The sequence below is a fragment of the Streptomyces sp. NBC_00683 genome (assembly GCF_036226745.1).
Taxonomy (GTDB): domain Bacteria; phylum Actinomycetota; class Actinomycetes; order Streptomycetales; family Streptomycetaceae; genus Streptomyces.
On the sequence record NZ_CP109013.1, the window covers coordinates 2,820,163 to 2,833,199 of the forward strand.

At 69.4% G+C, this 13,037-nt stretch carries 11 protein-coding genes; 4 read left to right on the plus strand and 7 right to left on the minus strand.

Annotation, left to right across the window (positions count from 1 at the left end):
- Window positions 1–271: 271 nt before the first annotated feature.
- The 3 genes from pta (at window position 272) to pyk (ending at window position 5,078) form a co-directional block, all read left to right on the plus strand.
- The gene (gene pta / locus OG257_RS12245; RefSeq protein WP_329207235.1) at window positions 272–2,353 is read left to right on the plus strand and encodes a phosphate acetyltransferase; all 2,082 of its coding nucleotides are present in this window, start codon (window positions 272–274) and stop codon (window positions 2,351–2,353) included.
- On the plus strand, window positions 2,350–3,573 hold the full coding sequence (locus tag OG257_RS12250) for an acetate kinase (RefSeq protein ID WP_329207237.1): 1,224 nt from the start codon (window positions 2,350–2,352) through the stop codon (window positions 3,571–3,573). Before pta ends, OG257_RS12250 begins: the two co-directional genes overlap by 4 nt.
- A 74-nt stretch (window positions 3,574–3,647) precedes the next feature.
- Entirely contained in the window at window positions 3,648–5,078 is a 1,431-nt protein-coding gene (gene pyk, locus OG257_RS12255; RefSeq protein WP_329207239.1) for a pyruvate kinase, read from the plus strand.
- 125 nt (window positions 5,079–5,203) lie between these two features.
- Here the strand turns inward: pyk and OG257_RS12260 are convergent, their stop codons facing one another.
- The 4 genes from OG257_RS12260 to OG257_RS12275 all read right to left on the minus strand — a co-directional run bounded on the left by OG257_RS12260 (window position 5,204) and on the right by OG257_RS12275 (window position 9,350).
- On the minus strand, window positions 5,204–6,475 hold the full coding sequence (locus OG257_RS12260; protein WP_329207240.1) for a hypothetical protein: 1,272 nt from the start codon (window positions 6,473–6,475) through the stop codon (window positions 5,204–5,206).
- Complete coding sequence (locus OG257_RS12265) at window positions 6,465–7,049, minus strand: DUF6114 domain-containing protein (protein WP_329207242.1); 585 nt, start codon at window positions 7,047–7,049, stop codon at window positions 6,465–6,467. The genes OG257_RS12260 and OG257_RS12265 overlap by 11 nt, the downstream gene beginning before the upstream one ends.
- Window positions 7,050–7,147: 98 nt before the next feature.
- A complete protein-coding gene (locus OG257_RS12270) occupies window positions 7,148–7,786 on the minus strand; it encodes a DUF6230 family protein (protein WP_329207244.1) in 639 nt (212 codons plus the stop codon).
- Window positions 7,787–8,384: 598 nt separating this feature from the next.
- Window positions 8,385–9,350 (minus strand): tetratricopeptide repeat protein, encoded by a 966-nt coding sequence (locus tag OG257_RS12275; RefSeq protein ID WP_329207245.1) that lies wholly within the window; start codon window positions 9,348–9,350, stop codon window positions 8,385–8,387.
- A 331-nt stretch (window positions 9,351–9,681) separates the two neighbouring features.
- Between OG257_RS12275 and OG257_RS12280 the strand changes: the two genes are divergently transcribed.
- Window positions 9,682–10,308, plus strand: coding sequence for a TetR/AcrR family transcriptional regulator (locus tag OG257_RS12280; protein WP_329207246.1), 627 nt, complete (start codon window positions 9,682–9,684; stop codon window positions 10,306–10,308).
- 20 nt (window positions 10,309–10,328) lie between these two features.
- Here OG257_RS12280 and OG257_RS12285 read toward each other — a convergent pair whose 3' ends face one another.
- From OG257_RS12285 to OG257_RS12295, 3 genes are all read right to left on the minus strand, one after another.
- Window positions 10,329–12,029, minus strand: coding sequence for an acyl-CoA mutase large subunit family protein (locus OG257_RS12285; RefSeq protein WP_329207248.1), 1,701 nt, complete (start codon window positions 12,027–12,029; stop codon window positions 10,329–10,331).
- 107 nt (window positions 12,030–12,136) lie between these two features.
- Window positions 12,137–12,469: a DUF3817 domain-containing protein gene (locus OG257_RS12290; protein ID WP_329207250.1), complete on the minus strand. Its 333-nt coding sequence runs from the start codon at window positions 12,467–12,469 to the stop codon at window positions 12,137–12,139.
- A gap of 55 nt (window positions 12,470–12,524) precedes the next feature.
- Complete coding sequence (locus OG257_RS12295) at window positions 12,525–13,034, minus strand: MarR family winged helix-turn-helix transcriptional regulator (RefSeq protein ID WP_329207252.1); 510 nt, start codon at window positions 13,032–13,034, stop codon at window positions 12,525–12,527.
- Window positions 13,035–13,037: the final 3 nt, after the last annotated feature.

A 13,037-nucleotide genomic window follows, 5' to 3' on the forward strand; every position in this document is an offset into this window, starting at 1 on the left:
CTCGCTGGGGCCATGCATTTCGGGGGCTGCTCGACAAACCCCCGTACCGTGAGCCACAACGATTGTCCCACGCCCGGTCCGGCACTCGCGCTTCCGACTGCTCCGGTCTCACGCGTCCGGCACTTCCGGTGCGGGGCGGCAGAGGGTCGGGCCCGCCCCGAGCAGGGGCCCGGGGCGGCCCGTGCACGGGTACCGCCCGGCGGGCGATTTACCCGTCTCCGTAGGTATCGTCAAGAGGGCAATGCCAGCCAGCCAGGACGGGAGAGCACGCGTGGCGCGCAGCGTGTACGTGACCGGGATCGATCGGGGAGACGGCCGACAGGTCGTCGATCTGGGAGTCATGGAGCTACTGACGCGTCAGGTGGACCGGGTCGGGGTCTTCCGTCCGCTGGTCCATGACGGACCCGACCGGCTGTTCGAGCTGCTGCGGGCCCGCTACCGGCTCTCGCAGAGCCCGGAGACCGTCTTCGGGCTGGACTACCACGAGGCGTCCGCCATCCAGGCGGAGCAGGGTACCGACGAGCTGGTCTCCCGGCTCGTCGAGCGCTTCCACCGGGTCTCACGCGCCTACGAGGTGGTGCTGGTCCTCGGCAGCGATTTCTCCGCCACCCAGCTCCCGGACGAGCTCGCGCTCAACGCCCGGCTCGCCAACGAGTTCGGCGCCTCGGTCATCGCGGTGGTCGGCGGCGGTGGCCAGGACGCCGGGTCCGTACGGGCCGAGACGCGCAACGCCTACCGCGCGTACGCGGGTCTGGGCTGCGACGTCCTGGCGATGATCGTGAACCGGGTGGCCTCCGAGGACCGCGCCGCCATCGCCGAGCGGCTCGCGGCCACGCTGCCGGTCCCCTGCTCGGTCCTGCCCGACGATCCGGCGCTCTCCGCGCCGACGGTCGCCCAGATCACCGCGGCGCTGGACGGAACGGTTCTGCTCGGCGACGACTCGGGCCTCGCCAGGGACGCGCTGAACTTCGTCTTCGGCGGCGCGATGCTGCCGAACCTCCTCAAGGCACTGACCCCGGGCTGCATGGTCGTCACCCCCGGCGACCGCGCGGACCTGGTCATCGGTGCGCTCGCCGCGCACAGTGCGGGCACCCCGCCCATCGCCGGCCTCCTGCTGACCCTGGACGAGCGTCCCGGCGAGGAGATACTCAGGCTGGCCGCCCGCCTCGCACCGGGTACCCCGGTGGTCGCGGTGGCCGGTGGGTCCTTCCCCACGGCGGCCGAACTCTTCTCGCTGGAAGGCAAGTTGAACGCGGCGACGCCCCGCAAGGCGGAGACCGCGCTCGGCCTCTTCGAGCGCCACGTGGACACCGGCGCCCTGCTGGAGGGGATCTCCGTGTCCCGCAGCGGCCGGGTCACCCCGATGATGTTCGAGCACGAGCTGCTGGAACAGGCCCGCTCGAACCGGCGCCGGGTCGTCCTGCCCGAGGGCACGGAGGAGCGCGTCCTGCGTGCCGCCGATGTGCTGCTGCGCCGGGACGTCTGCGATCTGACGCTCCTCGGCGACGTGGACGTCATCCGCAAGAAGGCCGCCGACCTCGGCATCGACCTGGCCGGGACCCAGCTGATCGACCCGCAGACCTCCGAGCTGCGCCAGAGCTTCGCCGAGCAGTACGCCCTGCTGCGCGCGCACCGGGGTGTGACGGTGGAGCTCGCCCACGACGTCGTCGCGGACGTCAACTACTTCGGCACCCTGATGGTCCAGGAGGGTCTGGCCGACGGCATGGTCTCCGGCTCGGTGCACTCCACCGCGGCGACCATCCGCCCCGCCTTCGAGATCATCAAGACCAAGCCGGACGCCTCGATCGTCTCCTCGGTCTTCTTCATGTGCCTCGCCGACAGGGTCCTGGTGTACGGCGACTGCGCGGTCAATCCGGACCCGGACGCGGAGCAGCTCGCGGACATCGCCGTGCAGTCGGCGGTCACCGCGGCGCGCTTCGGCGTGGACCCGCGGATCGCGATGCTGTCGTACTCGACGGGCACCTCCGGCACGGGCGCCGACGTCGACAAGGTGCGGGAGGCCACCGAGCGGGTACGCGCCTCGCATCCCGACCTCAGGATCGAGGGCCCCATCCAGTACGACGCGGCGGTCGAGCCGTCCGTCGCGGCGACCAAGCTGCCGGCGTCCGAGGTGGCGGGGCGGGCGACCGTACTGATCTTCCCGGACCTCAACACCGGCAACAACACCTACAAGGCCGTGCAGCGCTCGGCGGGGGCCGTCGCGGTCGGCCCGGTCCTGCAGGGGCTGCGCAAGCCGGTCAACGACCTGTCGCGCGGCGCCCTCGTCCAGGACATCGTCAACACCGTGGCCATCACCGCGATCCAGGCACAGGGCGAGGAGCGAACCCGATGACCACCGACCGCACCAACAGCGGGGCGGGCCGTGTGCTCGTCCTCAACTCGGGCTCCTCGTCGGTCAAGTACCAGCTCCTGGACATGCGTGAGCGGGTACGGCTCGCGACCGGCCTGGTCGAGCGGATCGGGGAGGAGACCTCCCGGCTGGTGCACACCCCCTCGGCCGGCGGCGGGACCCGTGAGCGCACCGGAAGGATCGCCGACCACGAGCAGGCGCTGAAGGCCGCGGCCGAGGAACTGGCGGCCGACGGGCTCGGCCTGGACTCCCCCGAACTCGTGGCCGTCGGCCACCGGGTGGTGCACGGCGGGCTGAAGTTCAGTGAGCCCACCGTGATCACCGACGAGGTGCTGGCCGAGATCGAACGGCTCGTCCCGGTGGCCCCGCTGCACAACCCGGCGAACATCACCGGGATCCGTACGGCACAGGCGCTGCGCCCGGACCTGCCGCAGGTCGCCGTCTTCGACACGGCGTTCCACACGACGATGCCGGAGCACGCGGCGCGGTACGCGATCGACGTGGAGACGGCCGACGCGCACCGCATCCGCCGCTACGGCTTCCACGGCACCTCCCACGCGTACGTCTCGCGCAGGACGGCCGAGCTGCTGGGCAGGCCGGTGGCCGACGTGAACGTGATCGTGCTGCATCTGGGCAACGGCGCCTCGGCCTCCGCGGTCGCCGGCGGCCGGTGCGTGGAGACGTCCATGGGGCTGACCCCCTTGGAGGGGCTGGTGATGGGTACGCGTTCGGGAGACATCGATCCGGCCGTCACCTTCCACCTCAAGCGGGTGGCGGGGATGTCGGTGGACGAGATCGATGTCCTGCTGAACAAGAAGAGCGGTCTGGTCGGCCTCTGCGGCGACAACGACATGCGGGAGATCCGGCGCCGGGTGGACGAGGGCGACGAGCGTGCCACGCTCGCGTTCGACATCTACATCCACCGGCTGAAGAAGTACATCGGCGCCTATTCGGCGGTCCTCGGCCGGGTGGATGCGGTGGTGTTCACGGCGGGGGTCGGGGAGAACGCGGCTCCGGTACGGGAGGCTGCGATCGCGGGACTGGAGGGGTTCGGCCTGGCGGTGGACCCGGATCTCAACGCCGTACGGTCCGGTGAGCCGCGGCTGATCTCCCCCGTGGACGCACGGGTGGCGGTCGCCGTGGTGCCGACGGACGAGGAGCTGGAGATCGCCGGCCAGACCTTCGCACTGGTCCACAACTGAGCGGGCCCGCGCCCCTTTGTATCTTCCACCAGACGGAATATTCCGCAGCGAAACAAACCGATAGGATCCGCCTCATGCGCCGTTCCAAAATCGTCTGCACCCTCGGTCCCGCCGTCGACTCGCATGAGCAGCTCGTCGCTCTGATCGAGGCCGGCATGAGCGTGGCCCGTTTCAATTTCAGTCACGGTACCCACGAGGAGCACCAAGGCCGTTACGACCGGGTCCGCAAGGCGGCCGCCGAGACCGGCCGCGCGGTCGGCGTGCTCGCCGACCTGCAGGGCCCGAAAATCCGCCTGGCGAAGTTCGCCGAGGGCCCCGTCGAGCTGGTCCGCGGGGACGAGTTCGTCATCACCTCCGAGGACGTGGCCGGCGACAAGTCGATCTGCGGCACGACCTACAAGGGTCTGCCCGGCGACGTCGCCAAGGGCGACCCGATCCTGATCAACGACGGCAACGTCGAGCTCAAGGTCATCTCGGTCGACGGCCCGCGCGTCACCACCATCGTCATCGAGGGCGGTGTCATCTCCGACCACAAGGGCATCAACCTGCCCGGCGCGGCGGTGAACGTCCCCGCGCTCTCCGGGAAGGACGTCGAGGACCTTCGGTTCGCCCTGCGGATGGGCTGCGACCTGGTCGCCCTGTCCTTCGTGCGCGACGCCGAGGACGTCAAGGACGTCCACAAGGTGATGGACGAGGAGGGCCGCCGGGTCCCCGTCATCGCCAAGGTCGAGAAGCCGCAGGCCGTCGAGCACATGGAGGGCGTCGTCGCCGCCTTCGACGGTGTGATGGTGGCCCGTGGCGACCTGGCCGTCGAGTATCCGCTCGAGAAGGTCCCGATGGTGCAGAAGCGCCTCATCGAGCTGTGCCGCCGCAACGCCAAGCCGGTGATCGTGGCGACCCAGATGATGGAGTCGATGATCACCAACTCCCGGCCGACCCGCGCCGAGGCGTCCGACGTCGCCAACGCGATCCTGGACGGTGCGGACGCGGTCATGCTGTCCGCGGAGTCGTCCGTCGGCGCGTACCCGATCGAGACCGTCAAGACGATGTCGAAGATCGTCGTCGCCGCCGAGGAGGAGCTCCTGTCCAAGGGCCTCCAGCCGCTGGTGCCGGGCAAGAAGCCCCGGACCCAGGGTGGTTCGGTCGCCCGTGCGGCCTGCGAGATCGCGGACTTCCTGGACGGCAAGGCGCTGGTCGCTTTCACCAAGTCCGGTGACACCGCGCGCCGGCTCTCCCGCTACCGCACGACCCAGCCGATCCTCGCCTTCACCACGGACGAGTCCACCCGCAGCCAGCTCGCCCTGAGCTGGGGCGTCGAGGCCCACGTGGTGCCGCACGTGGCCAACACGGACGCGATGGTCGACCTGGTCGACGAGGAGCTCCTGAAGCTGAACCGCTACAACACCGGCGACATCATGGTCATGACCGCCGGCTCGCCCCCCGGCGTCCCCGGGACCACGAACATGGTCCGGGTCCACCACCTGGGCGGCGAGAAGCGCGACTGACGGACCGATGGTCCGCGCCTCGTCGCGGACCATCGGTTCCCCGGACGACGACTGCGGGCCGCGCCTCCTGAAGAGGCGCGGCCCGCAGTCGTTGTTGCGGCTCCCGGACGGGTCCGGATCACCGGCTAGCTCGCGCCACCGGTGAAGTAGTTGTGCAGTCCGGGCACCGAGAGGGTGCCGCCGAACTGCCCTGCCTGCGTCACCTTCACGTTCGTGAAGAACGCGAAGGGTACGTTCAGCGGCGGCGGGGTCTCCGGGCTGAAGGTGATCGGGATGAGGCCGAAGAGGTTGCCCTTCAGCTCCTCCGTGTACATCGTCACCGTGCCGTTGCGGATCGTGGACGTGGAACCGCTCCGCGCCTCGACGTGACCGGTGGTACCGCCAGGGCCCGTCGTGAGCTGGTGAAGGTCCTTGATGTCGATGGAGCTCGCGGTGAACTTCAGCACCTTCTTCGTGCTGCCGTCACCCTTCTTCACCTCGACGATGCCCTTGTAGTCCAGCCCGTTGAGCGTGAGCCTGGACGACTCGAGGATCCACGGGTCGTTCGGGAGCAGCGGGATGCCCTGCTCCAGGTCGGCCGCGGCGAGCGCCTTGGGGTCGGCGGTCGGGCACGGGAAGCGCTCCTTGGCGCCGTCCGGGATGTCCTCGTCCTTCACGGGGTCGAGGCCCTTGGCGCCTTCCTCGAGCTCCTCGACGTCCTTGCCCGCCTTGTCGGCCGCGTCACGGATGGCGTCGGCGGTCTTGTCGACCGTGTCCTTCGCCGCCTCCGTGGCCTTCTCGACGGGCTTGGTGGTCTCGCTCTCCGCGGGCTTCGGGGTGGCGCTGTCCGCCGGCTCCGGGGCCTGTGTGGTGGCGCTGGGGGACGGACTGGCCGTCTCCTTGTCCGGTCCGTCCAGGAGGTCCTTGAGCGCGTCACCGACACCCAGCGGGTCGAGCGGGTTCTTCGACTGGGTGGGCGTCGGCGTGGGTGCCGGAGCCTTGTTCTGCGCCGTGTCGTCCGCCGCGGGAGCGCTCGTGCTCGCACTCGCGGAAGGCTTGGGCTCGGCGCTCTCCTCCTTGCCCGGCTCCTCGTCCTTGTCGGCGGCTTCGCCGGTGGACGTGGCGCTCGGGGTCGGCTTGGCCTCGGGCTCCTGGGACTCGCTCGGTTCGTCGGAGCGCGTCACACAGGGACCGGGGGCGAAGGGTATGTCCCCGCTGTCGTCGGCCAGGGCGAGCTTGGGGGTGAGCCCCATGCCCACGAAGACCGCCGTCGGCATCGCGGCGAGCGCGAACGCCTTCTTCCCTGCGGGCATGTGCAGCTTCGTCAGCAGCGACTTCCTGGGGGCCGCGTGGCGCGGCCCGCTTCTCACCCGGGCGTCCTCCCCGGTCGAGTCCGGCTGCGTCTCGTCACCCCGCACTGTTCCTCCCGCCGTTGGCGTCAACGTGTCCGTTCGTGCTGCCGTCGCTCCACGATTCGGATGCGTCGGCACCGTGCGACGGCTCGGCCGCCTGCGCCGTATCGGCGCCGTACTGCGACTCGTTCTGCGGCTCCTGCGGTGCGTACCCGGCGGCGTGCTTGGCCGTCGTCCGCTCGGCGTCGGTCGTGCCCGGCGCCCAGGAAAGGGCGAGGCAGCCGCCGATCATGGACAGCAGGAACCCGATCAGGAAGCCGCCGAGGTTGGACACCGGAATGGAGACCAGCGCCAGCAGGATCGAGGCCACACCGGCGAACACCCGGACGATGTGGTGGTACCACATGGTCAGACCGAGCGTGATGAGCAGGACACCGATGATCAGTGAGCCCGCGCCCGCCGTGGTCGCCATGGCCAGCGTCAGATGGCCGATCTTGAGATTCGCGTACGGGAAGTACGCGATCGGACCGCCACCGAGCGCGGTCAGGAGGCCCGCCCAGAAAGGCCGGGTGTGCCGCCAGTCACGGAACCGCAGCCGCCAGTAGGCGAAGTCGCGGGTGCCTGTGGTCTCGGCGCTCATGGAAAACAGCTCCCTGGAACCGGTCGTGCTGTGAAAAGAAGAGGGAGTCGGACGGGCGGGCCGGCGTGGCCGCCGCCCCGCCCGTCCGGGCGGAGTGCTTAGTAGCACTCCTTGACGCCGTTGTAGAGCTTCATGCTCAGGCCGCTGAGCTTGAAGGTTCCGGCCGTGGTCGCCCACGCCGTCTGCTTCACGTTCCGCAGCTGCGCCCGGTCCGCCTGCTGGGCGAAACCGTTCTCGTTGACGTTCTCGCCGGACTTGATGGCCGGACCCTTGGTGGCGTCCTTCGCCGCAACACCGATGTCGATGTTGGTGAACTCGGCGTCGGCCGACAGGTCGGCGACATCGATGTACAGGTTCTCGGCCGAAACCGGCGTCTTGCCGCCACCGGCCTTCAGCTGAAGGCTGACCGAACCCAGCAGCGGGATGTTCGGCGTGACAACGGACTGGCACATGTTCGTGATCTCAGCCGTCTTGAACGACGAGATCGCGACCGGGTGCAGAGTCTTCTTGTCACCCTTCATCTCCGCGTAGCCGGCGTCTATGCCGCCGTACTGCGAGAAGCCGTGGCCGTCCAGGTAGTCGGCCGACACCTTGAACGACTGGCCCGACACGCTGAACGACGCTGCGAGCGCACCCTGCGCCAGCCCGACGCCCACCGCGGCGGTCGCGAGAACGCTCGGCACCATGACCAGAGCGAAACGCTTCCATCTGGTCCCACCGCGAACTTGGGAACTCATAAATTTCCTCCTTCTCGGACGTACATCTCCGGTACGGGCATCGTGCCCGTCCTGGGATGGGAGAAGTGCTACGTCCTCGGGAAGGAGAGCGCCCGGACCGGAGGCGCGTACCGCATCCGAATCACCGGCGATCACCCCCGAGCGACAACCACTGGTCACGCGTCTGCGCAACCGGTTCGGACAGGCCCTGCCGATGGCAGGAACCCCCCTGTCCGCGATCGGCGCCACTGCCGCCGACCACTCGGTGGGGACCCAACTGGCCGCCGACGCCGACTGGCCGTCGGGCTGGCGGGTATTGGACCGAGCGTGGCCGATCGTGGTGCATTCGCGGCCGCGACACAAGGGGGGTCGTTACTCGCTAGTAACGACCCGATAACCAGGGTGCGACAGGGGGGTACCGTCCGGCCACACAGGGTGGCACCAAAGGGGCGTGCGAACAGTGTGATTGGGGTCCTAAAGCGGACAGATCCCAGGGTTCGATTTACTGCCAGTAACAGCGCGTACTTTTATCAAGATTTGGTAAAGCGAAGGCGTTCGTTGTCGTTCGCCCGCGAAAACGGCCGTGGCGCCCGCTGGGCACCACGGCCGTGTTGTCACATCAGAACAAGACGCGCGCCAGGGCAGTTCGCGCCGCGATGACCCTGGGATCGTCCGGGCCGATCACCTCGAAAAGCTCCAGGAGACGCACCCGCACCGTGTCCCTGTCCTCACCGAAATTACGGCGGACGGTCTCGACGAGGCGTCCGAACGCGTCCTCGACATGGCCACCGACGAGATCCAGGTCCGCTGCGGCCAGCTGGGCCGCCGGATCGGCCGGGTTGTCCGCGGCGTCCTTGCGGACCCGCTGCGGATCCAGGTCGGCGACCCTGCCGAGCAGTTCCGCCTGGGCGAGGCCGAGTTTGGCCTCGGTGTTGGCCGGGTCGTCGGCGAGCACGTTCTTGTACGACTGGACGGCACCGCTGAAGTCATTGGCGTCCAGCGCCTGTGCGGCGGCCTCCAGAAGCGCGTCGTACGGCCCTGCGGGCACGTCGGCCGGGACACCGTCCTCCGCCTCGTCCACCGCCGCGTCCGGGTCGACCACGATCCCGGTGAGGCCGAACCGCTCCTCGCCCACCTGGATCAGCTGGTCGAGCGTCTGGCGGATCTGGCTCTCGGGGGCCGCGCCCTGGAAGAGCGGGAGGGCCTGCCCGGCCACCACGGCGAAGACCGCGGGAATGCCCTGGATCCCGAACTGCTGCATCAGCATCTGATTGGCGTCGACGTCGACCTTGGCCAGCACGAAGCGGCCGTTGTACTCGGCGGCGAGGCGCTCCAGGAGCGGGCCGAGCTGCTTGCACGGCTCGCACCACTCGGCCCAGAAGTCGATGACTACCGGGACTTCGGCGGAGCGCTGGAGGACGTCGTTCTCGAATCCCGCCTCGTCGACGTCGATCACCAGGGAGGCGGGGGCGACACCGCCACCACCACCCTGCCTGGCGGACTCCGCTCGGGCCTGCTCCGCCTTCGCCTTGGCCTCGCCGGCCGCCTTCACAGCGGCGAGGTCGACGACGCCGCTCATGGACATGTTCCTAGGCTGCATACGTACATCCTCCCCCCTGTGCGCACGGATTCGGAAAGCGATCCGTGAACCGCCTCCGTCCACAGCCGCACCGGTGTGCGCGGCGCGTGGACGGAAACGGTTCCGGGGCCCTGAAAAACCCCGTTCTCGGTGCCGGATCCCCACCCGGCACCTGTGGCTGTCGATCAGTCGTGGCGCGGGACCGATGAACCATCGTCCTTACGCTACGACCCGTAGCGTAACTGGCCGGACCCCCTCCCGGGCAAGAGTGTCCGGTGATCTGTCTCACGGGCACCGGGACCGGCCACTGGTACTTACTGGCCGGTATGGTCACCGCATGCTGAGCCGCAGCCACCCCAAACCCACCCGATCGGGACGTCCGCGCAGTGCCGCCGCCGACGAGGCGATCCTGGAGGCGACCCGTGAGTCACTGGTCGACCTCGGCTGGTCGAAGCTGACGATGGGTGATGTGGCGACCCGCGCGGGGGTCGCCAAGACGACCCTCTACCGCCGCTGGGCCGGGAAGAACGAGCTGGTCGTGGACGCGGTCGCGGTTCTGTTCGACGAACTGGAGCTGCCCGACCTGGGCAGCCTGGCAGCCGACGTGGAGGCCGTGGTGCTGCAGTTCGCGGCGCTGCTGGAGCGGCCGGAGACCAAGACGGCGCTGATGGCGGTGGTCGCGGAGTCGACCCGCGACGAGGCGCTGCGGGACCGGATCAGGAAGTCCATCGTGGACCGGCAGAAGCGCCTGGTCCTCGAGGGCCGGGCGCGCGCGCAGGAGCGCGGCGAGCTGCCCGCCGAGCCGGATTCCGCGACGGCGGCCCTCACCGCGGACCTGATCTTCGATGTGATCGCCGGTGCCGTCGTGCACCGGGCGCTGGTGAGCGCCGAGCCCGTCGATGCCGACTGGGCCCGGCGCTTCACGCTGCTGCTGCTCTCGGGGCTGGGAGCGGTCTCCGCCTAGCAGGCGCGCGGGACTGTCCGTCAGAAGCCGGGCGGCTCCGTGTAGGTGCCCCACTCGTCGCGCAGGACGCCGCAGATCTCGCCCAGGGTCGCCTCTGCCCGTACCGCCTCCAGCATCGGCTCGATCATGTTCGAGCCGTCGCGGGCGGCGGCCAGCATCGCGTCCAGCGCTGCGCCCACGCGGGCGGCGTCCCGGTTCTCCTTGCGTCCTGCGAGGTCGCGCACCTGCTCGCGCTCGACCTCGTGGCTGACCCGGAGGATCTCCAGGTCGCCGGTGACCGAGCCGAGCGCGACGTTGACGCCGACGACCCGCTTCTCGCCCTTCTCGAGCGACTGCTGGTACTGGAAGGCCGATTCGGCGATCTCGCCGGTGAACCAGCCGTCCTCGATACCGCGCAGGATGCCCGAAGTCATCGGGCCGATCGGGTGCTTGCCGTCCGGGTGGACCCGGGTGCCGCGCTCCTTGATCTGGTCGAAGATCTTCTCGGCCTCGGCCTCGATGCGGTCGGTGAGCTGCTCGACGTACCAGGAACCGCCCAGCGGGTCGGCCACGTTGGCGACGCCGGTCTCCTCCATCAGCACCTGCTGGGTACGCAGGGCGATCTCGGCGGCCTGCGCGGAGGGAAGCGCGAGGGTCTCGTCCAGGGCGTTGGTGTGCAGGGAATTGGTGCCGCCGAGGACGGCGGAGAGCGCCTCGACCGCGGTGCGCACGACGTTGTTGTACGGCTGCTGTGCGGTGAGCGAGACGCCGGCGGTCTGGGTGTGGAAGCGGAGCCACTGCGCCTTGTCGGTCTGCGCTCCGTACGTCTCCTTCATCCAGCGGGCCCAGATGCGGCGGGCGGCGCGGAACTTGGCGATCTCCTCGAAGAAGTCGAGGTGCGCGTCGAAGAAGAAGGAGAGGCCCGGGGCGAAGGTGTCCACGTCGAGCCCGCGGGAGAGGCCGAGCTCCACGTAGCCGAAGCCGTCGGCCAGCGTGTAGGCGAGCTCCTGCGCGGCCGTCGCTCCGGCCTCGCGGATGTGGTAGCCGGAGACGGACAGGGGCTTGTAGGCGGGGATGTCGCGGGCGCAGTGCTCCATCAGGTCGCCGATGAGGCGCAGGTGGGGCTCGGGCTGGAAGAGCCACTCCTTCTGCGCGATGTACTCCTTGAAGATGTCGGTCTGGAGCGTCCCGTTGAGGACTCCCGGGTCGACGCCCTGGCGCTCGGCGGCGACCAGGTACATGCAGAAGACCGGGACGGCGGGGCCGCTGATGGTCATCGAGGTGGTGACGTCGCCGAGCGGGATGTCCTTGAAGAGGACCTCCATGTCGGCGGCGGAGTCGATGGCCACACCGCAGTGGCCGACCTCGCCGAGCGCGCGGGGGTCGTCGGAGTCGCGGCCCATCAGGGTCGGCATGTCGAAGGCGACACTGAGGCCGCCGCCACCGGCGTCCAGGATCATCTTGTAGCGCTCGTTGGTCTGCTCGGCGTTGCCGAAGCCGGCGAACTGGCGGATGGTCCAGGTGCGGCCCCGGTACCCGGTCGCGTGGAGCCCCCGGGTGAACGGGTACTCGCCGGGCCAGCCGATCCGCTCGAACCCCTCGTACGTGTCGCCGGGGCGGGGCCCGTACGCGGGCTCCACCGGATCCCCGGAGAGCGTGGTGAAGTCCGCGTCGCGCTTGCGGGCCTTGTCGTAACGGGCCTGCCAGCGGAGGCGGCCTTCCTCGATCGCGTCAGCGTCCATGGTTCAAATTTACTAGGACGTCCTAGTAAATGTCGATGGCAAACCGCCCGGTGCTTTGCACGGGGCGGTTCGGCGGGGCGTGGAGGGGTACGGTCCGGGCGGTCCGGTCAGGCCTTGACGGCCTGCGCGGAGCCGTCCGCGATCAGCGGCTCGACATCCTGGGCGACCTTGCGCTCGACGAAGAACGCGGCCGTCGGGATGGTGCCGGAGACCAGCACCCAGAGCAGCTTGCCGAGCGGCCACTTCGCCTTGGAACCGAGGTCGAAGGCGAAGACCAGGTAGATGATGTAGAGGACACCGTGGACCTGCGAGACCACGAGGGTGAGGCCCTCGCCGGTGTCGAATCCGTACTTGAAGACCATGCAGGTGCACAGCACCAGCAACATGACGGCGGTGACATAGGCCATCACCCGGTAGCGGGTCAGCACACTGCGTTTCATGGCATCGAGACTAGCCGGACGACCTGGGCGATCTTGCAGCGCCCTGTCCCTGCGGTCACCGGTCCTCGAAGTCCTGGGCGGCCACCCGGAGGGGGCGCAGCATCGCGAAGATCTCGGCGCACTCCTCGGCGTCGTACACCCCGAGCCCGAAGTCCATCGCCATCAGGTCCCGCGTCGCCGCCTCGACGACCTCACGGCCCTTCCCGGTGATGGAGGCGAGGGTTCCGCGGCCGTCGTTGGGGTTGGGCCGCTTGTCGACCAGCCCGGAGCGCACCAGGCGGTCGACGGTGTTGGTCACGGAGGTGGGGTGCACCATCAGCCGTTCGCCGATCTTGGACATCGGCAGCTCACCGGCCTTGGAGAAGGTGAGCAGGACCAGTGCCTCGTAGCGGGCGAAGGTCAGCCCGTACGGCTTGACCACCGCGTCCACCTCGGCGAGCAGGATCTGCTGGGCCCGCATGATCGAGGTGATCGCCCCCATCGAGGGCACCGGCCCCCAGCGCCGGTGCCAGAGTTCCTCGGCGCGGGCGATGGGATCGAAGGGAAGGCTGAGCGGCTTCGGCACGGC

Excerpts from the sequence above, each read along its gene's own strand:
- OG257_RS12250 (WP_329207237.1), top strand. The coding sequence starts at position 2,350 with ATGACCACCGACCGCACCAACAGCGGGGCGGGCCGTGTGCTCGTCCTC.
- pyk (WP_329207239.1), top strand. The coding sequence starts at position 3,648 with ATGCGCCGTTCCAAAATCGTCTGCACCCTCGGTCCCGCCGTCGACTCG.
- OG257_RS12265 (WP_329207242.1), bottom strand. The coding sequence starts at position 7,049 with ATGAGCGCCGAGACCACAGGCACCCGCGACTTCGCCTACTGGCGGCTG.
- OG257_RS12270 (WP_329207244.1), bottom strand. The coding sequence starts at position 7,786 with ATGAGTTCCCAAGTTCGCGGTGGGACCAGATGGAAGCGTTTCGCTCTG.
- OG257_RS12275 (WP_329207245.1), bottom strand. The coding sequence starts at position 9,350 with ATGTCCATGAGCGGCGTCGTCGACCTCGCCGCTGTGAAGGCGGCCGGC.
- OG257_RS12280 (WP_329207246.1), top strand. The coding sequence starts at position 9,682 with ATGCTGAGCCGCAGCCACCCCAAACCCACCCGATCGGGACGTCCGCGC.
- OG257_RS12285 (WP_329207248.1), bottom strand. The coding sequence starts at position 12,029 with ATGGACGCTGACGCGATCGAGGAAGGCCGCCTCCGCTGGCAGGCCCGT.
- OG257_RS12290 (WP_329207250.1), bottom strand. The coding sequence starts at position 12,469 with ATGAAACGCAGTGTGCTGACCCGCTACCGGGTGATGGCCTATGTCACC.